This window comes from Curtobacterium sp. MCBD17_026 (assembly GCF_003234895.2).
GTDB classification, from domain to species: domain Bacteria; phylum Actinomycetota; class Actinomycetes; order Actinomycetales; family Microbacteriaceae; genus Curtobacterium; species Curtobacterium flaccumfaciens.
In genome coordinates this window covers 2,903,621-2,927,742 of the sequence record NZ_CP126281.1, presented here as the reverse complement: position 1 = coordinate 2,927,742, position 24,122 = coordinate 2,903,621, and the positions used below count along the sequence as shown (strand labels likewise).

The window sequence follows — 24,122 nt, the reverse complement described above, 5'->3', positions numbered from 1 at the left end:
AGCAGGAACGGGTCGTTGTCATGCTCGATGGGTCTCGTGATGACATCCAGGACCCGTCGGTCAGTGGCTCGAGAGGTCCTGCGTGCCGATCACCGCGAGCAGCTGCAACCGCTCGTGACTGAGGCTCCCCGGAACGGCCGTGTACACGAGCATCCGGTGCGACTGATCCGGGTCGAGGAGGGTCTGGCAGGCAAGTTCGAGCGCGCCGACCGCCGGGTGCAAGAATCGCTTCACCTCGGGCAGGCGGACCCCGACTTCGTGCCGGTCCCACACCACACGGAACTGCGGGTTGTCCCGCAGTTCGTCGACCATGGCCGCGGCACGGGAGCCTGGTCCCCGCATTGCGACGAGTTCGCGAAGCCCGGCCGCATACACGCGGGACAGCACGAGCTGCTCGTCCTCCGGGTACGGCTCTCGCGCGGCAGGGTCGGTGAACCACCGGTACCCGAGGCTCCGCGCGTACCCGGTGCGCTGCATGGCGTCACCGGTCAGAGCCTTCCCGAGTGGCGTCTGTCGGAGGGTTTCCCCGAGCTCCGAGACGATCTCGGCCGGGGTGTCGATGAGCCGGTCCAGGATCCGCAGCATCCCGGGCCCGACGTGTTCGCTCGCAGTCCCGCGCAGGGGCGGGTGCTGCCCGGCGAGGCGGAACACGTGGTCCCGTTCGTCCATGGAAAGGTGCAGGCCTTGCGCGATCGCGGCGACCATTTGCTCTGATGGCTGCGGCCCGGTGCCTCGCTCGAGTCGGGCGTAGTAGTCGGTCGACATGTTGCAGAGCGCCGCAACTTCCTCACGCCGAAGTCCCTCGGTGCGACGCCGAGACCCAGGGGGCAAGCCGACGTCCTCCGGTTGCAGCGCGTTGCGTCGAAGTCGGAGGAACTCGGCCAGGGCAGGGCGGTCGATCACCTGTCCGTCCTACAGGATCTCCTCCGCGGTATCCACGACTCGACAATCCACCGCTCCGCACGTCTCGACCCTCAGGCCTCAATAGCCGACCGGGCGCCGTGAGGTTCAGTGGCGCGGTTCGCGCAGCGCGTCGACGACGAGGTCGAGGAGGTGACCGGTGCGCGCCTCAGTTTGCGGAGCGACGTGCCAGAGGAAGCTCAGGAGCGGGAAGACCTCGTCCGGTGCGACGTCGGCGCGTACCTCTCCGTTGGCCTTCCCGGCATCGAGGAGCGCAGCGACCGCCGAGAGGATGCGGTCGTACTGTTCGTCGTGCAGTTCCGCTCGGGTCACCGCGTCCAGGACGTCGGAGAGTGCGTGTTTCATGTGCCCGAACGCCGCAAGGGCTTCGAACCAGCGACGGAGCGCCTCGAGCGGTGAGTGGTGCTCGAGCAGCTTGCGCGCCGCGGTCGTCAGTGCCTCGAAGTCGTCGCGGTACACCTCGACCAGGAGCGCCTCGCGCGTGGGGAAGCGCCGGTAAAGGGTCCCCTGTCCCACTCCTGCTGCGCGGGCGATGGACTGCATCGTCGCGGATCCGTCGGCGGCGAAGGCGTCACGTGCGATCTCGACGATGCGTGCGCGGTTCTGTTGGGCGTCTCTGCGAAGGTCAGCATGCGGACGACTCGACGAAGTGGACATGTGTCCGTTATGCTCCCTCAGTGGTGGACAGGTGTCCGCTTACTCTACTTGGAGGAATCATGATGAACGGCATCTCGGGCAAGACCATTGCGATCACGGGCGCTTCGAGCGGCATCGGTGCAGCGACTGCTCGGCGCCTCGCACACGCCGGGGCCGACGTCGTCCTCGGCGCTCGTCGGGCGGAGCGTCTCGAGTCGTTGGTCGAGGAGATCACACAGTCCGGGGGCCGGGCTGTCGCGGTCCCCATCGACGTCCGGCGACGAGATGACCTCGAGCGGTTCGTCAGCGCTGCTCGTGAGCAGTTCGGTCGACTCGACGTGCTGTTCTCGAACGCCGGCAGCATGGCGATCTCGCCGTTTGACGAGATCCGGGTCGACGACTGGCAGCAGATGATCGACGTGAACCTCACCGGGGTGCTCAACGGAATCGCTGCCGCGCTGCCGGTGTTCCGGGCTCAGGGGTCCGGTCACTTCATCCACACCGCCTCCACCGCAGCGCACCGGATCGTCCCGACGATGGGCGTCTACGCGGCCACGAAGACCGCTGTCCGCGTCCTCTCCGAAGGCCTGCGCCAAGAGGCAGGCCCGTCGCTCCGCGTGACGGTCGTCACGCCAGGGATGACCAACACGGAGGGCGTGGGCGTCGGCGCGAGCGCCGATGTAGCTGCGGCACTCATCGAGCAGCGCGATGCCATTGCGATGCCGCCCGAAGCGATCGCACGCGCTGTAGCGTTCGCCATCGAGCAGCCCGACGGCGTCGACGTGGGCGAGATCATCGTCCGACCCACCGCACAGGGCTGAAGATCCAAAACCAAATCGGCGGCCCGGTAGTCGATGGTTGAGCGAGACGTCGAAACGGGGTTGAGTGAGCGCATGACGAGGACGTCGGTGTTCGAGCAGGTTCCACGCGAAGAATGGGTGACGCACAACGCGCTGGCCTTCGCGATCCGCGACGCTCACCCAGTGTCACCAGGACACACCCTCGTCATCCCTAAGCGGACCATCGTGAGCTGGTTCGACGCGACGGCAGACGAGATCGCAGCGATGACAGAGCTGGTCACAGCCGTGAAGGGCCAGCTCGACAACGACCATCACCCGGACGGGTACAACGTCGGGTTCAATGACGGAGCAGCCGCCGGCCAAACCGTCTTCCACGCTCACATGCACGTCATCCCCCGGTTCGACGGAGACGTCGCCTCACCTGCCGGTGGCGTCCGACATGCGGTGATAGGGCGGGGCCACTACTAAATCGGTCCTCGAGAGCACCCGGAAGAGGATCGGCTATCGAGACGTCGTCGGGAGCGACTGAATCGAGCCGGGAGGGCCGCAATCGGCGGCCCTCCCGGCTCGGATCAGAGTGTCCGGGCGTAGTCGACGGTCGGGTACGGGATAAAGCCGAGGAATTCGTTGAGGGCTCGTGCTGGTGCGTGGAACTCGTCGCCGTCGGTTTCGACGTGCACCACGGTGACGCCAAGCTCTTCAAGCCTCGTCAACGCCGCCGAGCAGAGCGCTCGCGCGACTCCGCGCCGTCGAGCGTCAGGGTGCACGGCGACCATCTGCAGTCGTCCAGACGATGCGCCTGTGGTGTTCCAGCCGACGTAGCCGAGCGGTTTGCCGTGTTCTTTCGCAAGTGTGATGAAGCGGCCTTCATCGGGAGCGAGCAGGGAGGGGACCTCGTGGCGGTAGTCGTCTTCCCAATGCCGGTGGTCGTGCGCGGTGACTTCGGCCCGTAGCTGTACGAGTGAGCCGGCGAGGAGGGGCCGGAAGACATCGATCGTGAGCGCGGTGAGCGCGGGCAGGTTGAGCGGGGTGCAGTCGCGGATGTGCATGGTTGTGCTTCTCTCGTGAGCAGTCTGAAGGCTCCACGCCCAGGGTTCGGGGTGGAGGAGAGCGACGGCCGGGGCCGTCCCTCCAGTCGCGCGTGCGCCAGCTCGCGAAGCAGTCCATGTGTCCACGGTATCCAGGGGGACGATCGGCTATTGAGCCAGCCGACGCTCGCAGGGCGGTGCGATCAGTAGCCGCGGCGATAGAGCGCTTGGAAGACGACCACCCACGCAATCAGAACGATGAGCCCGATCCCGCCGACCCACTTCTCGGTTGTGCCGCCGGCAACCAAGGCCCAGGCGCACAACACGCCGAGGAGCCCACTGCCAACCGCAATCGGGATGCGGTAGGTCGTCGTCCACGTCTTCGGAGTAGGGCGAGCTGCATCGTCGCGGTCGGTCATGACGCGAGCGTAAGTGTCATCCGGTGGCGGCGGAACGAGAGCAGCCAAGGGATGCGGTGTCACGCCATAGCAGGAGCATCACGAAGGGGATTGACGCCCGGACAGCGCTCAAGCCGACGGAGCGGCGTCGGGGCCGAGCGCGATCACTGTCCCGATGAATCGAGGCGGTTGCTCGCCATCAGTAAAGGTCACGGGAGTGAGTTCGGAAACCGGAATTAGCCCACTCGCTCCTTCATCTGTCCTGAACCACACCGCGGGAACAGGTTCGCGACCCTCCTCAGTTGCCAGGACCGCGACGGCGGCAAGCCGCGGCCAGTTCGCCTCCTGCTCCGCGGAGACACCCATCGCCACAGTCTGGGTCGTCAACACACGCACACGTTCATAGTGCGCCGGAACCTGCTCGAGCGCGTCCCGTAAGCCGGTCGTCCACCGCTACACGACAGCTGTTGCGACAGGGCCCGGTGCCTCCTGCTGCCTGATCTGGGGTGATGCCGCATGCCTGTCCCGCGAAAATGCCCGGTGAAGGGGCGCTAAACGCTACATGAACGAGCATCCGGTGCAACGTGGTGCGGTCGATGCCGAGGTTCCGGGCGACGATGATCTTGGGGACGCCAGTACCGATGAGGCGGTGTGCTTCAGTGACCTGGTCGTTGTTGAGCCTGCGGGTGCGGCGCTTGTACTTGCCGGCGGCCTTGGCGATCCGGATGCGTTCGCGTTGGCGTTCGCGGATCGGGGTGCGTTCAAACTCGGCGAATGCGCGGAGAAGGTTGAGCATGAGACGACCGATCGCGTCGTCGGTGTCGCGACTGTCGGTCTGTTGCTCCTTCAGGAACTCGACGGAGGCTCCGTTGGTGGTGATCTCGTCGCGGAGGTCGCGGAGGTCGCGGAGGTCGCGGAGGTCGCGGAGGTCGCCGAGGGAGCGTGCGAGTCGGTCAGCAGGTGCGACTCGGACGGCGACGGCGTCGGCTGCCGGGTGAGACCGACACGTCGTCACCGGACGCCACTCCGGGGTCGGTCGTAGGATCGGCTGTGACGACGACGAGGTCGTCGACGAAGACGGAGACGGGCATGCACGACACCCACACCACCCGCGCGACCGCGTCGGTCGCAGCCATCCTCGCCGAGTCGGCGGCGCGCTACCCGGACGACATCGCCGTCATCGTGGGCGACGTCCGCACGACCTACGCCGAGCTGTGGGCGCAGACCCTGGCCTACGCCGGGGCGCTCCGCGCGCGGGGTGTGACCGAGGGGGCGAAGGTGGCGATGCTCGTGCCGAACGTCGCGGACTTCCCCCGCGTCTACTACGCCACACTGGCCCTCGGCGCGGTGGCCGTGCCCGTGCACGCGCTGCTGAAGCGCCGCGAGATCGAGTACGTCCTGCGCGACAGCGGAGCGACCCTGCTCGTCTGTGCTGCCCCGCTGCTCGGTGAGGGCGCTGCCGGTGCCGAGCTCGCCGGTGTCGACGTCGTGACCGTGCTCGCGCCGGCGACGACCGACGACGGGTCCGCGGTCGGCCCCGACCGGCTCGAGGCGCTGGCGCAGCAGAGCGTGCCGCTCGACACCTACGTGCCACGGCACCCGTTCGACACCGCGACGATCCTGTACACGAGCGGCACCACCGGCCAGCCCAAGGGTGCCGAGGGTTCGCACTTCTCGCTGCTCGAACAGGTCAACACGAACCTGATGACCACGTTCGACATGCACCGCGGGGACGTCCTGCTCGGCGCCCTGCCGCTGTTCCACACGTTCGGGCAGACCTGCACGATGAACACCGGGTTCCGGACCGGCGCGACGCTCGTCATGCTGCCGAGGTTCGACGGCGACTCGGCGCTCGCCGCGATGGTCGAGCACGGCTGCGGCATCTTCATGGGCGTCCCGACGATGTACATGGCGCTGCTCGACGCCGCGACCCGCTCCGAGGCCCGTCCGACACTCCGGTACGCGATCTCCGGCGGTGCCTCGCTGCCGCTCGCGGTGCTCGAGCGGTTCCAGCAGGTCTTCGACGCGCCGATCCACGAGGGGTACGGGCTGACCGAGACCTCGCCGGTCGCCACCTTCAACCACGTCGGACGGCCCCCGCGGCCCGGCACGATCGGTACCCCCGTGTGGGGCGTCGACGTCGAGATCGCCGACCCCGAGGTCCGCGACGCCATCGTCATGCTGCCGCACGGCGAGATCGGCGAGCTCGTGATCCGCGGCCACAACCTGATGAACGGGTACCTCGACCGGCCCGAGGACACCGCAGAGGCCATCGTCGACGGGTGGTTCCGCACCGGTGACCTCGGTACGAAGGACGACGACGGGTACCTGACGATCGTCGACCGCACCAAGGACATGATCATCCGCAACGGCTACAACGTGTATCCGCGGCAGGTCGAGGAGGTCCTCGCCACCCACCCCGACGTCGCGATGGCCGCGGTGTTCGGCGTGCCGCACGCGGTGCACGGACAGGAGATCGAGGCCGCGGTGGTCCTGCACGCGGGCGCGTCCGTCGAGCCGCAGGTCCTGGTCGACTTCGTCGCCGCCGAGATCGCCGCGTACAAGTACCCCCGGGTGGTGCACGTCCTCGACGCGCTGCCGCTCGGTCCGAGCGGCAAGGTGCTCAAGCGCGAGCTCGTCGACCGGTTCGGCGTCGCGGTGACGGCCGTTCCGTGATCCCTGCCACGACCGCGCAGGGGCGATCCGTACGCTGACCGGGTGACCGCCAGCAGCGCCCCTTCGATCGTCCGACTGCTCTTCGCGTCGTCGCATCCCGGGCCCACCGTCACCGTGACCGTCCTCGCCGCGGTGATCGCCGCGGCCGTCGGACACCCGGTGTGGCTCGTGGTCCTGGTGGCGCTGACGGTCGTCGCCGGGCAGCTGTCGATCGGCCTGGCGAACGACTGGATCGACGCGGACCGCGACCGGGCCGTCGGGCGGAGCGACAAGCCGGTGGCCCGCGGGCTCATCGCCGTCGGCACCGTCCGCACGGCCGCGTACGCCACGGCCGGGGCCGCCGTGGTGCTCTCGCTGTTCCTGGGTCCCGTCGCCGCGGTCGCGCACCTGGTGCTCGTCGCAGCGGGGTGGGCCTACGACGCCGGGCTGAAGCGTTCGGTGTGGTCGGTGGCGCCGTTCGTCGTCGCGTTCGGGCTGCTGCCCGTCGTGTCCGTCGCGGCCGGGCCGGAGGGGCAGTGGCCGGCGTGGTGGGCGATCGCCACGGGTGCCGTCTTCGGGATCGCCATCCACTGCACGAACGTGCTCCCCGACCTGGTCGACGACGCCGCCACCGGTGTCCGGGGGTTCCCGCACCGGCTCGGGCTCCGTGGCGCGGGGATCGTCGCGTTCGCCTCGCTCGTCGTCGCGGCCGCCCTGGTGCTCGGCGGACAGGTGCTCGGCGACGACCCGGTGCGGGGCCTCGGGGTCGTGCTCGCGGTCCTCGGTGCCGTCGTGGTGGCCGGGCTCGCGGTCGTCGGCGTCCGGTTGGTGCTCGCGGGACGGGCATCACGCATCCTGTTCCGGCTGGTCATCGCGTCGTCCCTCGTGCTCGTCGTCGAGCTCGGCTTCGCGGGCGCGCGACTCGTCGCCTGACGACGCGGAACACGCTGCGCGTCTGCGCGCCCGACGCGAGCCGTCAGGCCCAGCGCATCGCGTAGAGCCGGGCCAGGCCGTGCGCGGTCGGCAGTGCCAGGGCGGTCCGGAGCAGCGCCTCCCGGCCGGTCGCCGTGACGGAGCCGAGCGGACGGCCGAGGGCCATGTTCACCTCGGCCTGCCGGGCCGCACGACGGGCGGCTGCTTGACGGCGGGCGGCGTACCTCGGCCAAGGACCGGCGACTCCGGTGCGGACCGCACGCGCGAGCAGCGGCGCCAGCTCGGCGGCGTCGAGCCAACCGAGGTTCATGCCCTGCCCGCCGATCGGGCTGATCTCGTGGGCGGCGTCCCCGATGAGCACGACCCGGCCGACGCCCACGCGGTCGGCGGTGCGACGGCGTACCCGGAAGCCGCTGGTCATCGAGCAGCTCACGGGGTCGGGGACGACGCCGGTGCGGTCCGCGACGAGTGTGGCCAGACGTCTGACGACCACGGGGTCCGGAGCAGCCGTCGCGCCGCGTTCCGCCGCCGCGAAGGCGTCGTCGTCCGGCACCAGGGCGACGTACCGGCGCCGTGCACCCGGCAGCGGGAAGGACTCGACGACGCCGTCCGGGCCGACGTCGACCAGCGCGGCGGACCGGGCTGACGGCTCCTCTGGATCGGCGAAGTCGCCCATCACGTAGCGGTCCGGGTACTCGCGTCCGGTCGTGCCGATGCCGAGCAGATCGCGGACGACGCTCCGGGCACCGTCGGCACCGACGACGAAGCCCGCGCGGATCGTCACCGTGTCGCCGTCCGGTCCGGTCCCGGTGGCGTCGACGTGGTCGGTGTGCGGGGACAACGCGGTCAGGGTGGTCCCGGTGCGCAGGGCGTCCGGTGCGCTGGTGCCGAGCCGGGCCCGGAGCAGGGACTCGGTGCGGTGCTGGTCGAGGGTGGCCACGTACGGATGGGTCGGCGAGGCTCGCTCGAAGCGCAGGGTGCCGAGGGTCCGACCGCGGCTCCTGGCCACTCCGGCGTGCACCAGCGAGGCCTCGGCGAGCACCGCGGCGTCCAGCCCGATCTCGGCGAACGCGTCGAGGGACGGCGGGTGGATGCCGATGGCCCGCGAACCGGTCGGGGGTTCGACCCGTCGTTCCCACACACGGACGTCGACACCCCGCCTGGCGAGGAGCGTCGCGAGGAACAGGCCGACGGGCCCACCTCCGACGACCAGGACGTCCGTTCGTTCCGCGCTCACGGGCCGAGCCTACGGAGCGACGGTGCCGCCGGGCCGGATGTACCGAGAGCGCAGTCCGGTGCCGGCGTCTGTCCGGCCTCACACGTGCGCCGGAGTTGCCTTCCGCCGAGGGGACGACCAGCACCTTGGAGGTTGACCATGAGCACACCCGACGACCGCACCCGACCCGACGTCGATGCCGCGCGGCGGGACGCAGGGACCGGGCCGGCGCACGACTCCGACGGCGCGACCCGAGCAGTCCCGGCGGAACGCGGCGCGACCCAGCGCGAGACCGTGCTCGAGCGCGAGAAGGAGGAGTTCTCCGGCTTCAAGTGGGGATCGGCCTTCTTCGGTTGGCTCACCGCGACGGGCACCGCCCTCATCCTGACGGCGATCCTCAGCGCGGTGGGCGCCGGGGTCGGCCTCGGCCAGAACGGCGGCGACGTCGACGACGCGGCGAAGGACGTGACCCGGAACGGTGACGTGGTCGGGATCGTCGGTGCGATCGCCCTGGCCGTGATCCTCTTCGTCGCCTACCTGTGCGGCGGGTACGTCGTCGGACGGATGGCCCGGTTCGCCGGTGCGAAGCAGGGCATCGCCGTGTGGATCTGGGCGGTCGTCATCGCCGTCGTCGTGGCGGTGGTCACCGCCGTCGCGGGGTCGCAGTTCAACGTCCTCGGCAACCTCAACAGCTTCCCGCGGATCCCGATCGACGAGGGCACCCTCACCGTGACGGGCATCGTCACGGCGGTCGTCGTCGCCGTCATCAGCCTGGTGGGGGCCGTCCTCGGCGGGATCCTCGGGATGCGCTACCACCGCCGGGTCGACCGCGTCGGCCTCGGCCGCTGAGCGCCGGCCGCCACGACCGCAGGACGGCACGTCAGCACGTCAGCACGTCAGCGCGTCAGCACGTCAGCACGTCAGCACGGAAGGGAACACACCATGATCGACTCCACGAACCTGAACAGCGTCTTCGGCGCCCAGGTCACCGATCCGGACGGTGCCAAGGTCGGCACCGTCAAGCAGGTCTACGTCGACCAGCAGGACGGACACCCGCTCTTCGCGAGCGTCAGCACCGGGCTCTTCGGGCGGTCCGAGTCCTTCGTGCCGCTCGAGGGCGCCGACCTCAGTGGGGACGAACTGCGCGTGGCCTACGGCAAGGACCAGATCAAGGACGCTCCGCGGGTCGAAGGTGACGGCGAGCTCAGCGACGAGGAGCAGGACCGCGTCTTCGACCACTACGGGATCGGCGGCGGGCACCAGACCGGGCACCAAACCGGGCAGCAGGCCGGGCAGCAATCCGGGCAGCAGGCACCGCAGGAGACAGGTCAGCAAGCCGACCAGCAGACCGGCGGGACCTCCGACGCGACCGATGCGACGACCGGTACCGACCCCGATCTGACGGCTGGCGCTGCCGGCCGCGACACGTCCGGATCCACCGGGCAGGGTTCGTCCGCGTCGACCGGGCAGGGCACGACCCGCTCGGCCGGACACGACACCTCGGGTCCGGACACCGACGACGCGATGACCCGCTCCGAGGAACGCCTCGAGGTCGGTACCGAGCAGGTCCCCGCCGGCCGCGTCCGACTCCGCAAGCACGTCGTCACCGAGCAGCAGAACGTCACGGTGCCGGTGCAGCACGAGGAGCTCCGCGTCGAGACGGAGCCGATCACCGACGCGAATGCCGGTGCGGCGCTCGACGGCCCGGCCTTGTCGGACGAGCAGCACGAGGTGACGCTGAACGAAGAACGCGTCGTCGTCGACAAGGAGACCGTCCCGGTCGAGCGGGTCCGCGTCGGCAAGGAGACCGTGACCGAGCAGCAGCAGGTCTCCGAGGACGTCTCCCACGAGGAGATCGACCTCGACCAGGACGGCACGACGCGTCGCTGAAGCGTCGCCGACGCGTTCTGGGACCGAGAACGCGAGAGCGGACGGACGGGAGGCGCGGTGCCAGCCGGCACCGCGCCTCCCGTCCGTCCGTGGCCCCGGGCCAGGGCCCCGCTCCCGCTGCGTCAGCCGGTCACGTCAGCCGGTCACGTCGCGGACGTGCGTGCCGCGCTCGGCCCTGGCGCGACCCGCTCGGACCCGTGCGCGGAACCGCTCGACGGGCACCTCGACGGCGTACGCGGCACCGATCGACACGATCACCACGGCGCCGACCAGGCCGACCGTGCCCCAGGGACCGATCGCGAAGGTGCCGAGCAGCGCGATCACCAGCGGGTGCCAGAGGTACGCCGAGTACGACACCCGGCGACCGAACCACGACACCGGTGTCCAGGCCAGGGCGGCCGACACCGGGGAACGCACCGAGACCAGCCCGCCGATCGCCACCGCCGCGATCAACCCGGTCAGCGGCAGCACGATGCCGAACGTCGACGCGTGCCGGGTCCAGTCGTCGTCGATCCAGAGCAGCACCCCGACCAGCAGCGCGAGACCGAGCCAGGTCGCCACGTGCCCGAGGACCCCGGCGGCCCGCACCCGCACCCGTTCGTCGTCGAGCAGCAGCGCCAGCCCGCAGCCGATCGCGAGCGGCACCACCCCGAGCACCGGCGAGAAGTAGACGTCGGGCGTGGCACCGCCGCTCGGGCTGCGGTAGCTCGCCCACGACGCCGCCGACGCCCCGACGACCAGGACCCCGAGCCCCGTCAGCAGCCAGCGGCGGCGGACCCGGAGTGCGGCGAGCAGGACCAGGACCGGCGGCCAGACCAGGTAGAACTGCTCCTCCATCGACAGGCTCCACGTGTGCGCGAAGACGCCCTGCGAGGTGTCCCAGAAGGCGCGGAACAGGTTGCCCGTGTAGGTCAGCGCGATGAACGCCGCTTCGCCGGACGACAGCGACGCGCCCTTGTAGTCACCGACCCAGTTCCAGAGGAGCAGCCCGACGACGACGAACGCGAGCAGCGCCGGGTACAGGCGGAGCAGCCGCTTCACCCAGAACGAGCCGAGGCGCACCCGCCCGGTGCGACGCCGTTCGCCGAGCAGCAGCGTCGTGATGAGGAAGCCGGACAGCACGAAGAACACCGTCACGCCGATGAAGCCGCCCTCGAACTGCGGCACGTGCAGGTGGTACAGGACGACCACCAGGATGGCGAGGGTCCGGAGTCCGTCGAGCGCGGGTGCACGGTGCGTCAGCGGAGGTGGCGGAGCCTGCGACGACCCGGCCCCCGCGTGCGCCGGGGTCGCCGTGCGGTGCTGTGGCTGCGCCTGCGTCGGCGCGTGGGTCAGCGTGGTCGTCGCCATGGTCCCTCCCCGCGCTGCTCGGTTGCGTGTCGCCGACCAGGGTCCTCCTCGCGGGTAAGAGGAGTCTCAACGAGCGGGGTGCACCAGGCTCGTCAGGGCATCGAGTCGCTCGTGCGCGATCGCGGCGAAGGGGCGGTCCTCGTCGGGTGCGATCCACTGGGCGAACGACAGGTGGAACACGGTGACCGCGGCCTCGGCGGCCATCGTCGCGACCGGCTCCGGCACCGCTCGCTCCCGCAGGACCTCGCCGAGGCGGGCCTTCAGGGTGGCGAGCTTGCCGAGTTCCCGCTCGCCGAGGGCCGCGTTCGCGTCGATCACGTGCTGGCGCGCACGGGACCACCCCCGACGGTCCTCGGGGAAGAAGTCGGCGCTGGCGTCCAGCGCGAGGCGGATCAGCTCGAACGGCGCGGTGCCCTGGGGAGCGGCGGTGATCGGGTCGACGAACATGGCGAGGAATCCGTCCTGTCCCGCGAACAGCACCTCGGGCTTGTCGGCGAAGTGCCGGAAGAAGGTGCGCTCGGTGACCTCGGCCGCCGCCGCGATCTCGGCCACCGTCGTGCGGTCGTACCCCTGCTCGGCGAACAGCTGCAGGGCGACCGCCTGGAGTCGCGCGCGGGTGCCGGGTTGCCAACGAACCATCCCCGCAGTCTACTGATGACAGTGGCTGACATCGAGTGCTACGGTGATGTCAGTTCATGACATCAGGTTGTGAACACTGCGGAAGGGAACGCTCATGCACGTGTTCGTCACCGGGGCCTCCGGCTGGATCGGCTCACACACCGTCGACGACCTGCTCACCGCCGGTCACGTCGTCACGGGGCTCGCTCGCTCCGACGCATCGGCCGCGGCACTCGCGGCGAAGGGCGTCGAGGTGCTCCGCGGCGACCTCGACGACCTGGACGTCATCCACCGTGGTGCGGCCGAGTCCGAGGGCGTCCTGCACCTCGCCAACAAGCACGACTTCGCGAACCCGGCGGTGTCCGACGCCGCTGAACGTGCATCCATCGAGACGATCGGCGCAGCGCTCGCCGGCAGCGATCGTCCGTTCGTGTTCGCCGCCGGGGTCGCCGGGCTCGCCTCAGGGCGTCCGGCGACCGAGGCCGACCCCAACCCCTTCGTCGGTCCGGACGCTCCGCGCGGTGGCGGCGAGAATCGCGGCTTCGACTTCGTGGAGCAGCGCGTCCGCGCTGTCGCAGCACGCTTCAGCCCCACCACACACGGCCCGGGGGACCACGGGTTCGTCGCGTACATCGTCGCCACCGCCCGGCAGCACGGGGTCTCCGCGTACATCGGCGAGGGCACGAACCGCTGGGCTGCCGTGCACGTCGCCGATGCCGCCCGGCTCGTGCGGCTCGGCCTCGAGCAGGCGCCGGCGGGCACGCGGATGCACGCCGTGGCGGAGACCGGCATCCCCACCCGGGCGATCGCCGAAGCCATCGGCGAGGGCCTCGGGCTTCCCGTCGCCTCGATCGACCCCGCTGACGCGCCCGCGCACTTCGGGTTCATGGCGTCGTTCTTCGGCATGGACATGTCCGCCACGTCCGAGGCCACGCGCGAGCTGCTCGACTGGCGGCCCACCGGCCCGGGGCTGCTCCAGGACATCGCCGCCGGCGCGTACTTCGACGTCCGGGTGGCGTAGGACGGCTGACGTCGAACGACAGCGACGACGTCGTCCGTTGCACGCGCGCACTGTTGCGAAGCGCGCGCAGCGACAGTGTCGACGTCGCCCGACAGCGACATCGTCGTTCCGCGTCGGCCGGTCCCACGGTCCCGGCCACGCGTCGGCGCCAGCCCCGCGCACCACGCGCCGGCCGGGAGGCCCGTGGCCGGCCCGCACCGCGCCTCCAGGCCGCCGCGCCCCGTGTCCACGGCACGCAGATCGTGAGCAGGAACGGCCGGGTCCGACGTGCGGACCCGACCGTTCCTGCTCACGAAGCGAGCGCGCGAGCGACCTCGGCGGCTACTCGGCCTTCTGCAGCTGCCAGGGGTCCGGCTCGCGGTCGCCGTTCGGGCGCACCGGGCGCACGTCGCCGACGATCGGGATCGAGCGCTTCCGCATGAACCAGACGTAGCGCACGAAGAAGTGCGTCAGGGTCGACATCCGGTTACCGGCACCGAGCAGGCTCGTGATGTGCACGAACACCCAGGCGAGCCAGGCGACCGGGCCGACCATCGTGATCCCGCCGCGCAGCTGGGCGACCGCGGCGTTCGTGCCGATCGTCGCCATGGTGCCCTTGTCGAAGTACTTGAAGCGCTCGGTGGCCTTGCCCTCGAGCAGGCGCACGATCTGCCGCGCCGAGTGCCGTCCGCCCTGCAGCGCGGGCTGGGCGAGCTGGGCGAGGGCGTCGTCCTGCGCGGCGATGTCGCCGGCGGAGAAGATCCGTTCGGCACCCTTCACGCTCAGGTCGTCGTTCACCTGGATGCGGCCACCGTGGGTCTGCGGCAGGCCCCAGCCCGAGACCTCCTTGTGGGCGGCGACACCGGTCGCCCAGATCACCTGCGACGCGGCGATGAACTCGCCGTCCGCCGTCATCACGCCGTCGCGCTTGACCTCGGAGACGCCGGTGTTCAGCCGCAGCACGACACCACGCTTGCGCAGCACCTTGGCGGCGTAGCGGCGCAGGCGCGGCGCGAACGGCTTGAGCAGCTCGCCGCTGCGGTGCACGAGCGTGATCGAGATGTTGCCGCGTTCGATCTCCGGGTACGCGCCGACGAGCGCCTGGTCGCGGAGCTCGGCGAGCGCGCCGGCCATCTCGACGCCGGTCGCACCGCCACCGACGATCACGATGCGGATCTCGTCGGGGCCCTGGTTCGCCGCCGCTTCTTCGAGCCGGGTGAACAGCTCGTCGCGGATGCGGAGCGCCTGCGAGCGCGAGTACATCGAGTAGGCGTACTCGTACGCACCGGGGGTGCCGAAGTAGCTCGTATTCACGCCGTTGGCGAGGATCAGGTAGTCGTAGTGCAGGTGCTCGCCGTCGGACATCTCGGCGATGCGCTCGTCGGTGCGGATGCCGGTGAGCAGGCCGTGACGGAACTCGGCGTTCGACTGGCGGGCCCGGAGCGAGCGCAGGAAGTACGTCACGTCGCCGGCGTTCAGGCCGCCCGTCGCCACCTGGTACATCAAGGGCTGGAACATGTTGTAGACGTGACGGTCGACCAGGGTCACCCGGACCGGTGCGTCGGCGAGCTCGCGCATGGCGGCCACACCGGCGAATCCACCGCCGACGATGACGACGTGCGGGCGGGTGTCCTGGGTCATGCTTGCTCCGGTGTTCCTCGGGTGCGTGTGGTCACCCACGAGGGTACGCGCGGTTTGCCGGGGCGCATGACGGGTGGGGCCGGGAGGCCCGTGGTGCGTCCGTCAGGCGTCGAACCGCCCGTAGGTGTTCAGCACGTTCCCCTTGCTCGTCACGGTGCTGTCGACCAGACGCAGGCGCGTGGGCGGGTCGGTCGGTTCGAACAGTCGCCGGCCACGGCCGGCGATCGCCGGGTGGATCATGAGCTGCAGTTCGTCGAGGACCCCGGCGAACAGCAGGCTGCGGACGAGCGTGACACTGCCGCAGACGGCGATGTCGGCTCCCTCGCGCTGCTGCAGTCCGCGGACGAACGCGGGGACGTCGCCCGGGATCTGCGTGCTGTTCTGCCAAGTCAGGTCGCCGCCGAGCGTGGTGGAGGCCACGTGCTTCTCGATCGGGTTGATCCACTGCCCGAACGGGTCGTCCGCGTGGGCGGGCCACCACTCGGACCACTCCAGGTAGCTGTTCCGCCCGAGCAGCACGGTGTCGGTCCGGGCCATCCAGGCGCCCATCGCCGCACCGAGCTCGTCGTCGAAGCTGTCGTACTGGAACTCGTAGGGGTCCTGCACGACGCCGTCGACCGACGTGAACAGACCGGCAGTGGTCTTCCGCATGGAACGGATCGTACCCGCCGGTCAGCTCCCGGTGCCGTCGCCCGGGAACCGGTTCGTGCCGGGCACCTGGGTCGTCGACTGCGTCCGGTCCGCACCGATCGCGTGGCCGATGGCGAAACCGACGCCACCGCCGACGAGCAGTGCGGCGAGCCCGACGATCGCGGCGAGGAGCGGCCAGAACCACGGGGGCTTCGGGCCTGCGCTGCGCCGGTTGGCTGTGGCCCCGGCTCCGTACCAGGGGGTGGTGCCGTTCGGGGCGGTGGAGTCCCAGGCACCCGGGGTCCAGGCGCCGGCGTCCGCACGGTACTGCGGCTGCGGCTGCTGTTGTTGTTGTGGCGCGGGGGCGTCGAGCGTGGAGGTCGACGTCGGGGTCGGGGCGGCGCCCCAGCCGGTCGGCGTCGTCGCCCGGTCCACCGGGTGGGAGCCGTCCGGCTGGTGGTCGTTGGTGGGAGTGGTGTCGCTCATGTCAGGAGTGCACACGGCCCGGCTGTGTGCGGCCGATGACGAGGCTGACCCGGCGCTGCGAACCGCCGCGTAGCCTCGGCTCGTGCGCGCTGCTGTGGAGACCGTCCGGATCGACGGGTTGCCCGTGCGCCTGCACGCGATGGCGTCGCGGCAACCGGTCCGCGACGACACCGACCCCACCGTCGTGTTCGTCCACGGCATCGGGATGTCCCACCGCTCCTTCGCTCGGTCGCAGCGCGCCGTCGCCGCCGAGCACCACACGATCAGCGTCGACCTGCCGGGGTTCGGCTGGCTGCCCGCAGCCGGTCGACGGCTGTCGATCGAGGAGCTCGGCGACGTCGTCGTGCGGGCCGTCCGCCACCTGGTCGACGGCGACCTGGTGCTCGTCGGGCAGTCGATGGGTGCCCAGGTCGTGGTCGAGTCCGCCCGGCGCCACCCGGAGACCGTCGCCGCGATCGTGCTCGTCGGTCCGGTGATCGACTCCGAGCGGCGATCGCTCCCGCTGCAGGCGCTCGACCTGGGCCGAGACGGGTTCGTCGAGGGCGTCCGGATGAACGGCGTCCTGGTCACCGACTACGTGCGGAGCATGCGGCAGTACACGCGTGAGCTCGGGCCGATGCTCCGCTACCCGACCGAGCGGACGATCACCGAGGTGACGCAGCCCGTCCTCGTCGTCCGCGGCACCCAGGACCCGATCGCGCGGCACGACTGGTCGGCTCGGGTCGCGGCCGCTGCGCCGAACGGCACCTTCGTGGAACTGGCCGGCCCGCACCACGTGCAGGAACGGCAGCCGGACGCCTTCGCACGCCTCCTCGAGACGTTCCGCAGCGCCGAGCGCCTGGAGGGGCTGCGATGACCCGGCCGGCCACGTCGGGGACGGAGGCGGCGCGGACGGGGCGATCCGGGCCTCCAGGCCGTGTCCCGCTGGTGCGACGCGCGTGGTGGGCCGCACTCGACTGGGGGTACGCGGCGAGGTGGCAGGTCCGGAGCCTCGGCCCGACCACCGCGGACGACTACCGGACCGGCGCCGGGCAGCCCGTCGTCGTGGTCCCCGGCGTCTACGAGACCTGGCACTTCATGCGGCCGCTGATGGACGCGCTCCACGATCGGGGACACCCGGTGTACGTGCTGCCCGTCCTGCGGCACAACCTGCGGCCCGTGCCCGACTCGGCGCGCGAGGTGATCGCGACCCTGGAGGAGCAGGACCTGCGGAACGTGCTCGTGCTCGCACACAGCAAGGGCGGACTGATCGGCAAGTACGCGATGACGCAGCTCGACCAGCACGATCGGATCGACCGGATGGTCGCGGTGTCGACGCCCTTCGCGGGCTCGGTCTACGCGCGGCTCGCACCGGTTCCGCACCTGCGGGCGTTCCGGGCGGCCGACCCGGTGCTGGCGGGGCTGGCACGGGAACTCGACGCGAACGCGCGGATCACCTCGGTGTACGGGGTGTTCGACACGCTCATCCCCGAGGGCAGCGAGCTCCAGGGGGCGACGAACGTGCGGCTGCCGGTGGGTGGGCACTTCCGGATCCTCGGCGATGCGCGGACGCGGTCGGCGGTGCTGGCGGCGGCGGATCCGGGTGGCGGCTCCGGCGGTCTTTCGCGCTGAGCGACACGCCACGGGCGCGTGGCCGCGTGAGGTGTCGGTCAGCGCGAAACCGCGTCGGCCGTCACCGGTCGGCGACGCTCGCCCGCTCGACGATCCGGTGCGGCACGACGACGGTCTCCGGCGCGGCACCGCGGTCCGCGATCCGACGGGTCAGCAGGTCGAGCGCCGCCGTCGCGAAGGCCCGACGGTCGAACGACACCGTGCTGAGCGACGGGATCGCGTACGCGGCGCCGTCGACGTCGTCGAACCCGATGACGCTGACCTGGTCCGGCACCCGGACGCCGCGGGCGGCGAGCACGTGCAGCACCCCGAACGCGATCGAGTCGGTGAAGGCGAAGACGGCGTCGGGCAGGGGGTGCTCGTCGAGCCAGGCCGCGAAGGCCGTCGCCGCGGAACTCGTGGTCCACGCCGGCAGCGGGACACGGAGCGACGGGTCGGGCGCGATGCCGGCGGCCGCGAGCGCGGCGGCGTACCCGCGTTCACGGAGCTCGCTGGTCGCGGTCGCTGAACCCTCGGGTGACGCCCCGACGATCGCGATGCGTCGGTGGCCGTGGGCGATGAGGTGTGCGGTGACCTGCTCGGCCGCCGAGCGGCTGTCGACGTGCACCTGGTCGACGTGCTCGGGCTCGACCTCGCCGATGACGACCGTGGGCGGCAGCCCCTCGGTCGAGGCCAGGACGCTCGCGCTGAGCGACACCGGGTTGAGGATCAGCCCGTCCACCAGGTGTGCGCGGGCACGGGAGACCAGTTCGCGTTCACGGGCCGGGTCGTTGCCGGTCTGCTCGAGCTGCACGACCCAGCCGCGTTCGCGGGCGAGTTCGACGAAGGACTGCGCGAGCTCGGCGGAGTACGCGCTGCCCATCTCCGGCAGTGTCAGCGCGATCGCTCCGGAGCGGCCGTTCCGCAGCCCACGTGCGGACAGGTTCGGCACGTAGTCGAGCTCGGCGACCGCCCGCTCGACGCGTTCACGGGTCTCCGGGCGCACCACCACGCCGCCGTTGACGACGTTGGAGACGGTCTTCGGGGACACCCCGGCGAGGGCGGCCACGTCCCGCACGGTTGCGCGCATCGGGACGAGCGTAGCGCGGGCGCTCCGGTGAGGACGCTCCCGGGCGGTACCCGGCTGGCCGCTGCGGCCGCTGCGGCCGCTGCGGCCGCTGCGGCCGTTGCGACCGTTGCGGCCACCTCAGCCGGCGACGGCGGCCTCGACCGCAGCGGTCACCTTCGGCTCCAGGAACGGCGCCATGGACCGCGCGTAGGTCTGCGTGACGTGCTGCACCTGTCGGTAGACGACGACGCCGCCGATGACCGAGGGGCAGGTGCCGTCAGCACAGAACATCGCCGTGGAGTCGATCAGCGTGACGCCCGGCGTGGTCCGCGCGGCCTGCGCAACCGGGTCGTCGATCAGCGCGTCGGCCTCGGAGACGTCGCAGGCGGCGCCGTCACCGTGCTGCTCGACGCAGCTCGGCACGTCGGACACGCCGCCGATGCCCGGGTCGGGGTTGTCGCGCAGGGCCACGATGCTCGACCCGGCCTGCTGCAGGCGGACCCAGGTCTTCGCGTACTGGCCCGCCGCATCGTCGCGGACCTGGGGCGTCATCTCGTCGGCGTGCCGGATGATGCCGTGCGGCCACGGCGTGCGGGACATAGCAGCGACGAACACGACGTCGTACCGCTCCTGCTGCAGCCGCTCGAGGGTGTCGGCCTTCCAGGTGTTGCACGACGGGGTCACGAGTGCTCGGGTCATCGGACAGCCGGAGTGCAGGTAGGTGGTGAGGCTCCAGTGCTGCGCCTTCGCGATGAGCTCGAGGGACGGCACGTAGTTGGCGGCGTGGGAGTCGCCGACGATCGCCAGCCGCACGGTGCCGTCGGGGTCGCCGACCTCGCAGCCCCGGACCGTGGTGTCCTCGCCGGCGACCTGGCACCCGGCGCCGGACTGGTCGGCGAACGAGTCGGACGCCGCCTGCACCGGGCTGGGCGTGAGGTCGGCCGCGTCCACCTGCGGGCAGTCCGCCCCGGGCTGCATCGCTGCGGCACCGTGGCAGGCTCGGCTGGTCAGCGTGCCGTCCGCGGTGACGGTGACCCCGGTGGCGGCACCCGCGGACTCCTCTCGCGCCACCGACCAGTACATGCCGGCGGCGGGCACGGCGACGACGAGCATGCCGGCGATCGCGAGCACCAGGACGCCGCGGTGCCGCGGGTGCCGCGCACGCATGCGCTCGCTGGAGAACGCGATCACGGGCTGCTCGATCAACCGGCGCGAGAAGTGCGCGAGGACGAGCGCGACGACGAGCACGATGCCCTTCGCCCAGAGCGGGGTCGCTTCGCCCGTCGGGGTCCCGATCACGAAGGGCATCACGATCAGCAGCGGCCAGTGCCAGAGGTAGAGCGAGTACGACACGTCCCCGAGCCACTGCACGGGTCGCAGCCGGTACAGGAACGCCGGGCTCCACGCGGGCTCGGGCATCCCGCCCGCGATGACGAGCGAGACCCCGATGATGGGGATGAGCGCCGTCCAGCCCGGGAACGGCGTCGACGCGTCGAACCGGAGCGCGGTCGTCGCGACCAGCACGAGGCCGGCCCAGCTCATCGCCGCCGCCAGCGCCGCGGGGATCCGGACGCGCTGCAGGCCGAGCCAGAGCAGGCCGCCCGCGGCGAACTCCCACGCCCTGGTCGTGGTGAGGAAGTAGGACGCGGGGGTGTGCGCCGTCGCCCAGATCGAGTACGCCAGCGACAGCACGAACACGATGCCGAGCGCGACGGCCATCGCCGGAGCGAGGGACACACCGTTCCGGCGTCGGCGCCGGTACCGCACGAAGGCGCAGAACCAGAGGACGAGCGGCCAGACGGCGTAGAACTGCTCCTCGGTCGACAGCGACCAGAAGTGCTGCACGATGCTGGCGTCGGACGCCAGGGCGGAGTAGTCGACGGCGTTGCCCGCGAGCGCCCAGTTCTCGACGTAGAGCGCGCTGGCGATGATCTGCTCGGTGAAGTCCTTCCAGAGCGTCCGGGGGACGAACACCGCGGTCAGGATCACGGTCACGAAGAGCGTCGCCATCGACGCCGGCAGGAGTCGCCAGGCGCGTCGAGCGTAGAAGGCCCGGAAGCTGAACCGGCCGGCCGCCAGTGGTTTCGCGATGTGCGCGGTGATGAGGAAGCCCGAGATCACGAAGAAGACGTCGACGCCGACGTAGCCGCCGGGCAGCACCTCGGGGAACAGGTGATAGAGCACCACCGCCCCGATGGCGACGGCACGGACGGCCTGGATCTCGAGTCGCAGCGTCCTGGTGTCGGCTGCACCGCCCGGACGGCGAGCGTTGTGACGGGCACGGTGGCGCGCGACAGGAACGTGTCGCGCTGCGCGCGCGGGCGCGACCGTCACGAGCTACCCCTTGCCTCACGGTGCGCGGTCCCTACCGCGCGCCCCGAACATACCGCCCGGGCCGCCACGACGCGAATCCGCCTCGCCTCCGAGGCCGCGGCTGACGCTGACGCCGATGTGGACGGCCACAGCGGACTCGCGCTGCGGCGCTCCGGCGTCACGCCGGGGTGACCGCCACCGTCCTGCCGGTCCGCACCGACTCCTGCGCCGCCAGCACGATCGACAGCGTCCGCAGCCCGACCCCGACATCGGGCTGCGGCTGCTCGCCGGACCCCACGGCCGCCAGGAACGTGCGGAGCATCGGCAGGTCGTGGTCGGGTCCGTACCGGAGCTCGATCGGCCGGCCCCCGACCGCGTCGAGTCCGCGAGCAGCCGCCCCGAAGAAGTCCACCGACACCGTGCCACCGGTCCCGGCGACGTCGAGCGTCAGCCCACCCCACACCGGCGACGTGTCCGGTCGGCTCCACGAGCAGTCGATCGCCGCGATCGTGCCGTCGTCGTACGTGATGGTCACCAGACCCGCGGTCTCGGCGTTCGCGCGGTCCGCGTGCAACACCCGGTTGGCGACCGCGGTGACGGACACCGGCGCCGCTCCGGTCAGCCCGTCGATCAGGTCGGCGACGTGCACGACGTGGTCGACGAGGGCGCCGCCTCCGCTGGACCGGACGTCGGTGAACCAGTGCCGGGCGAGCGGCAGCATGCCGTTGTTCGCGCCCCGGACCGAGAACACCCTGCCGAGTGCGCCGGAGTCCCGCGTCGCGCGCAGCCGGTCGAACGCCGGGGCGAAGCGCACCGGGAACGCCATCATGAGCAGCACCCCGGCGCGGTCCACCGCATCGCGGATGGCGAGGCCGTCCTGCCACGAGGTCGCGAGCGGCTTCTCGCAGAGCACGTGCGCCCCCGCTGCCGCCGCGAGCTCGACGTGCCCACGGTGCCGGGCGTTCTCGCTCGTGACGATCACCGCGTCCGGGCCCCAGGCGAGCAGTTCGTCGACGGAGTCCGCGTACCCGGCGCCGAGCGCGTGTGCCAGCTCGGCGCCGCGCAGGTCGCCGAGTTCCGTCCCCGTCGAGACGCCGTCCGGATCCGTGCCGCGCACCTCGACGTCGGGCATCGCCGCCAGGGCGCCGAGGTAGCTGATGGCGTGCGTGTGGGCGAAGGAGAGCACCCCGACCCGGAGCGTCACCGCGACACCTCCACCGGCTGGCCGGACTCGATCGAGGCGATCGCCGCGTTCGCGAGCCGCACCGCAGCGACGCCGTCGTCCACGCTGACCCGGGGCGGTGCACCGCCGTCGAACGCGGCGAGGAAGTCGGCGAGCTCCAGCGCGTACGGGTCGTCCGCCGGATCGACCGCCGGCAGGAAGCCGTCCACGGAAGCCGGTGCCGCGAGGTCGCTCCGGGTGTCCTCCTCTGCCCGGGACGAGTGCGACAGGCTGCCGAGCGTCCCCGTCACCGAGTACTCGGTCGTGAAGGCGAGGTGCTGCGGCCCCCACAGCCCGGCGACGTGGCTGATCGCGCCCGACTCGTGCGTGAGCAGGACGTGTGCAGCCTCGACCGGCTCCGCCTCGGAGCCCGCGCGGACGCTCACCGCCGACACCCGGGTCACCTCGCCCGCCACCCAGCGTGCGATGTCGAGGTCGTGGATCATCTGGTCCATCACGATCCCGCCCGACAGCGCGCGGTCGCCGAACCAGGGGACGTGGGTGGGGAAGGCGCCGGACCGCGAGAACCGCAACACCGCCAGGTCGCCCAGGAGGCCCGTGGTCGCGGCCTCGTGCAGGCGCGCGTACGCGGGGAACCAGCGCACCACCTGGGCCGGGTAGAGCTGGACGCCTGCGTCCGCAGCGCGCGCCGCCAGGTCCGCCGCGTCCGCGTCGGTCCGGGCCAGGGGCTTCTCGGAGACGACGTCCTTGCCGGCCGCGATCGCCGCACGGACGACCTCGGCGTGGGCGTGCGTCGGGACCACCACGTCGACGACGTCGACCCCGGCGAGGAGTTCGTCGAGGCTGTCGGCGACGGTGATCGTGCTGCCCTCGGCCCGGGCGGTGTCGGTGAACGCGGCGACGAGTTCGTGTGCGCCCTCGCGAGCGTGCACCACCACGTCGCCCAGACGGAGCAGCCCGGGCAAGTGGGCGACGGAGATGCCGCCCGCGCCGACGAGCCCGATGCGTTTGCGGGCGAGGGACTCCGACTGCGACGTCATGGGGTCAGCGTAGGAGATGCGGTGGGACGAGGGGCACGGTCAGCCGAGCCAGCCGGGGTCGGCGAAGAGCTCCTCGAGCTCACGCAGCAGTCGGGTCGTGTGGAAGCCGTCGGCAGCGGCGTGGTCGACGTGCAACGCCAGCGGCAGCAGCGTCCGGTCACCAGTGGGCCGGTACCCGCCGAGCGTGATAATCGGCAGCAGGTGGTCCCAGCCGTCGCGCACCTGCAACGAGAAGCCGGTGAACGACGCTCCCGGCAGGGTCGAGACGTCGAAGACGTTGCCGGGCCGGTCGTCCTGCGGGAACATCCGGGTGTCGTCCCGGTACTCCGTCATCGTCGACACCGCAGCGTCGTGGAAGGTGCCGAAGTCGTCGTCGTACGGCACGACCAGGGCGGAGAACGTCTCGGTGTCCGGGTGGAACACGGTGAACATCGGGTGGACACGGTCCCACACGGCGGGGGAGCCGTCGTCCAGCAGCTGCATCCGGAACTCGTCGTGCCGGTTCACCACGGTCGCGATCGCCCAGAGCTGTGACGCGTAGGTCCGACGGCCGGTTGCTCGGACGCGCTCGACGAAGGCGGTGACGTCGAGTTCGACGGTCACCTCGTACGCGCACGGCACGCGGTGCCGGTAGTGCTCGAAGTGCTCCCGGCGGGGCCACTGGTCGACGTCGATCGCCCGGAGTTCGGTCATGGCTCCACCCTCGTGCGGGATCGCTTCCCTAC

The 24,122-nt window shown here is 71.3% G+C and carries 25 protein-coding genes; 9 read left to right on the top strand and 16 right to left on the bottom strand.

Annotated features, from left to right (window positions below; genetic code table 11):
* Nucleotides 1-60: 60 nt before the first annotated feature.
* Together DEI85_RS13850 and DEI85_RS13845 are read right to left on the bottom strand one after the other, a co-directional pair.
* Complete coding sequence (locus DEI85_RS13850) at nt 61-903, bottom strand: helix-turn-helix transcriptional regulator (protein WP_111122883.1); 843 nt, start codon at nt 901-903, stop codon at nt 61-63.
* A 105-nt stretch (nt 904-1,008) separates the two neighbouring features.
* The gene (locus DEI85_RS13845; protein ID WP_111090964.1) at nt 1,009-1,578 is read right to left on the bottom strand and encodes a TetR/AcrR family transcriptional regulator; all 570 of its coding nucleotides are present in this window, start codon (nt 1,576-1,578) and stop codon (nt 1,009-1,011) included.
* A 62-nt stretch (nt 1,579-1,640) separates the two neighbouring features.
* Between DEI85_RS13845 and DEI85_RS13840 the strand changes: the two genes are divergently transcribed.
* The gene (locus DEI85_RS13840; RefSeq protein WP_111122963.1) at nt 1,641-2,378 is read left to right on the top strand and encodes an SDR family oxidoreductase; all 738 of its coding nucleotides are present in this window, start codon (nt 1,641-1,643) and stop codon (nt 2,376-2,378) included.
* 72 nt (nt 2,379-2,450) lie between these two features.
* The gene (locus tag DEI85_RS13835; protein WP_111091017.1) at nt 2,451-2,825 is read left to right on the top strand and encodes an HIT family protein; all 375 of its coding nucleotides are present in this window, start codon (nt 2,451-2,453) and stop codon (nt 2,823-2,825) included.
* 104 nt (nt 2,826-2,929) lie between these two features.
* Here DEI85_RS13835 and DEI85_RS13830 read toward each other — a convergent pair whose 3' ends face one another.
* From DEI85_RS13830 to DEI85_RS17620, 3 genes are all read right to left on the bottom strand, one after another.
* Nucleotides 2,930-3,406, bottom strand: coding sequence for a GNAT family N-acetyltransferase (locus DEI85_RS13830; RefSeq protein WP_111122884.1), 477 nt, complete (start codon nt 3,404-3,406; stop codon nt 2,930-2,932).
* Nucleotides 3,407-3,588: 182 nt separating this feature from the next.
* Nucleotides 3,589-3,804 (bottom strand): hypothetical protein, encoded by a 216-nt coding sequence (locus tag DEI85_RS13825; RefSeq protein WP_111122885.1) that lies wholly within the window; start codon nt 3,802-3,804, stop codon nt 3,589-3,591.
* 379 nt (nt 3,805-4,183) lie between these two features.
* On the bottom strand, nt 4,184-4,798 hold the full coding sequence (locus DEI85_RS17620; protein ID WP_181436279.1) for a recombinase family protein: 615 nt from the start codon (nt 4,796-4,798) through the stop codon (nt 4,184-4,186).
* Between the two features lie 74 nt (nt 4,799-4,872).
* On the opposite strand from DEI85_RS17620, the gene DEI85_RS13815 reads away from it, so the two are divergent.
* Together DEI85_RS13815 and DEI85_RS13810 are read left to right on the top strand one after the other, a co-directional pair.
* Nucleotides 4,873-6,459 carry a long-chain-fatty-acid--CoA ligase gene (locus tag DEI85_RS13815; RefSeq protein ID WP_110861101.1) on the top strand — a complete coding sequence of 529 codons (1,587 nt, stop codon included), beginning with the start codon at nt 4,873-4,875 and terminating at the stop codon, nt 6,457-6,459.
* A 42-nt stretch (nt 6,460-6,501) separates the two neighbouring features.
* Complete coding sequence (locus DEI85_RS13810) at nt 6,502-7,371, top strand: UbiA family prenyltransferase (protein WP_110860867.1); 870 nt, start codon at nt 6,502-6,504, stop codon at nt 7,369-7,371.
* A gap of 43 nt (nt 7,372-7,414) precedes the next feature.
* On the opposite strand, the gene DEI85_RS13805 is transcribed toward DEI85_RS13810, so the two are convergent.
* Nucleotides 7,415-8,608: an FAD-dependent oxidoreductase gene (locus DEI85_RS13805; RefSeq protein WP_111122887.1), complete on the bottom strand. Its 1,194-nt coding sequence runs from the start codon at nt 8,606-8,608 to the stop codon at nt 7,415-7,417.
* A gap of 138 nt (nt 8,609-8,746) precedes the next feature.
* On the opposite strand from DEI85_RS13805, the gene DEI85_RS13800 reads away from it, so the two are divergent.
* Together DEI85_RS13800 and DEI85_RS13795 are read left to right on the top strand one after the other, a co-directional pair.
* Nucleotides 8,747-9,436, top strand: a complete 690-nt coding sequence (locus tag DEI85_RS13800) for a hypothetical protein (protein ID WP_181436280.1) — start codon at nt 8,747-8,749, stop codon at nt 9,434-9,436.
* 93 nt (nt 9,437-9,529) lie between these two features.
* A complete protein-coding gene (locus DEI85_RS13795) occupies nt 9,530-10,477 on the top strand; it encodes a DUF2382 domain-containing protein (RefSeq protein WP_111122888.1) in 948 nt (315 codons plus the stop codon).
* Between the two features lie 135 nt (nt 10,478-10,612).
* On the opposite strand, the gene DEI85_RS13790 is transcribed toward DEI85_RS13795, so the two are convergent.
* Together DEI85_RS13790 and DEI85_RS13785 are read right to left on the bottom strand one after the other, a co-directional pair.
* Entirely contained in the window at nt 10,613-11,827 is a 1,215-nt protein-coding gene (locus tag DEI85_RS13790; protein ID WP_111122889.1) for an acyltransferase family protein, read from the bottom strand.
* Nucleotides 11,828-11,893: 66 nt separating this feature from the next.
* On the bottom strand, nt 11,894-12,466 hold the full coding sequence (locus DEI85_RS13785; RefSeq protein WP_110860859.1) for a TetR/AcrR family transcriptional regulator: 573 nt from the start codon (nt 12,464-12,466) through the stop codon (nt 11,894-11,896).
* Between the two features lie 94 nt (nt 12,467-12,560).
* Between DEI85_RS13785 and DEI85_RS13780 the strand changes: the two genes are divergently transcribed.
* Nucleotides 12,561-13,466: an SDR family oxidoreductase gene (locus DEI85_RS13780; protein WP_110860857.1), complete on the top strand. Its 906-nt coding sequence runs from the start codon at nt 12,561-12,563 to the stop codon at nt 13,464-13,466.
* A 321-nt stretch (nt 13,467-13,787) separates the two neighbouring features.
* Here the strand turns inward: DEI85_RS13780 and DEI85_RS13775 are convergent, their stop codons facing one another.
* The 3 genes from DEI85_RS13775 to DEI85_RS13765 form a co-directional block, all read right to left on the bottom strand.
* Nucleotides 13,788-15,086 carry an NAD(P)/FAD-dependent oxidoreductase gene (locus DEI85_RS13775; protein WP_111090956.1) on the bottom strand — a complete coding sequence of 433 codons (1,299 nt, stop codon included), beginning with the start codon at nt 15,084-15,086 and terminating at the stop codon, nt 13,788-13,790.
* 102 nt (nt 15,087-15,188) lie between these two features.
* Nucleotides 15,189-15,737, bottom strand: coding sequence for a dihydrofolate reductase family protein (locus DEI85_RS13770; protein WP_111090955.1), 549 nt, complete (start codon nt 15,735-15,737; stop codon nt 15,189-15,191).
* Nucleotides 15,738-15,758: 21 nt separating this feature from the next.
* Nucleotides 15,759-16,202 (bottom strand): hypothetical protein, encoded by a 444-nt coding sequence (locus tag DEI85_RS13765; RefSeq protein WP_111090954.1) that lies wholly within the window; start codon nt 16,200-16,202, stop codon nt 15,759-15,761.
* Nucleotides 16,203-16,284: 82 nt separating this feature from the next.
* Here DEI85_RS13765 and DEI85_RS13760 point away from each other — a divergent pair, with 82 nt between their 5' ends.
* Nucleotides 16,285-17,058, top strand: a complete 774-nt coding sequence (locus tag DEI85_RS13760; protein ID WP_146244686.1) for an alpha/beta fold hydrolase — start codon at nt 16,285-16,287, stop codon at nt 17,056-17,058.
* 71 nt (nt 17,059-17,129) lie between these two features.
* Nucleotides 17,130-17,813, top strand: coding sequence for an esterase/lipase family protein (locus tag DEI85_RS13755; RefSeq protein WP_111122890.1), 684 nt, complete (start codon nt 17,130-17,132; stop codon nt 17,811-17,813).
* A gap of 61 nt (nt 17,814-17,874) precedes the next feature.
* Here the strand turns inward: DEI85_RS13755 and DEI85_RS13750 are convergent, their stop codons facing one another.
* The 5 genes from DEI85_RS13750 to DEI85_RS13730 all read right to left on the bottom strand — a co-directional run bounded on the left by DEI85_RS13750 (nt 17,875) and on the right by DEI85_RS13730 (nt 24,090).
* Nucleotides 17,875-18,882, bottom strand: a complete 1,008-nt coding sequence (locus tag DEI85_RS13750; RefSeq protein ID WP_111122891.1) for a LacI family DNA-binding transcriptional regulator — start codon at nt 18,880-18,882, stop codon at nt 17,875-17,877.
* Between the two features lie 117 nt (nt 18,883-18,999).
* Nucleotides 19,000-21,195 (bottom strand): acyltransferase family protein, encoded by a 2,196-nt coding sequence (locus tag DEI85_RS13745; protein ID WP_111122892.1) that lies wholly within the window; start codon nt 21,193-21,195, stop codon nt 19,000-19,002.
* Nucleotides 21,196-21,352: 157 nt separating this feature from the next.
* Complete coding sequence (locus DEI85_RS13740) at nt 21,353-22,378, bottom strand: Gfo/Idh/MocA family protein (RefSeq protein ID WP_111122893.1); 1,026 nt, start codon at nt 22,376-22,378, stop codon at nt 21,353-21,355.
* A complete protein-coding gene (locus DEI85_RS13735) occupies nt 22,375-23,397 on the bottom strand; it encodes a Gfo/Idh/MocA family protein (RefSeq protein WP_111122894.1) in 1,023 nt (340 codons plus the stop codon). The genes DEI85_RS13740 and DEI85_RS13735 overlap by 4 nt, the downstream gene beginning before the upstream one ends.
* Nucleotides 23,398-23,436: 39 nt before the next feature.
* Nucleotides 23,437-24,090 carry a CatA-like O-acetyltransferase gene (locus DEI85_RS13730; protein ID WP_111122895.1) on the bottom strand — a complete coding sequence of 218 codons (654 nt, stop codon included), beginning with the start codon at nt 24,088-24,090 and terminating at the stop codon, nt 23,437-23,439.
* Between the last annotated feature and the right edge of the window lie 32 nt (nt 24,091-24,122).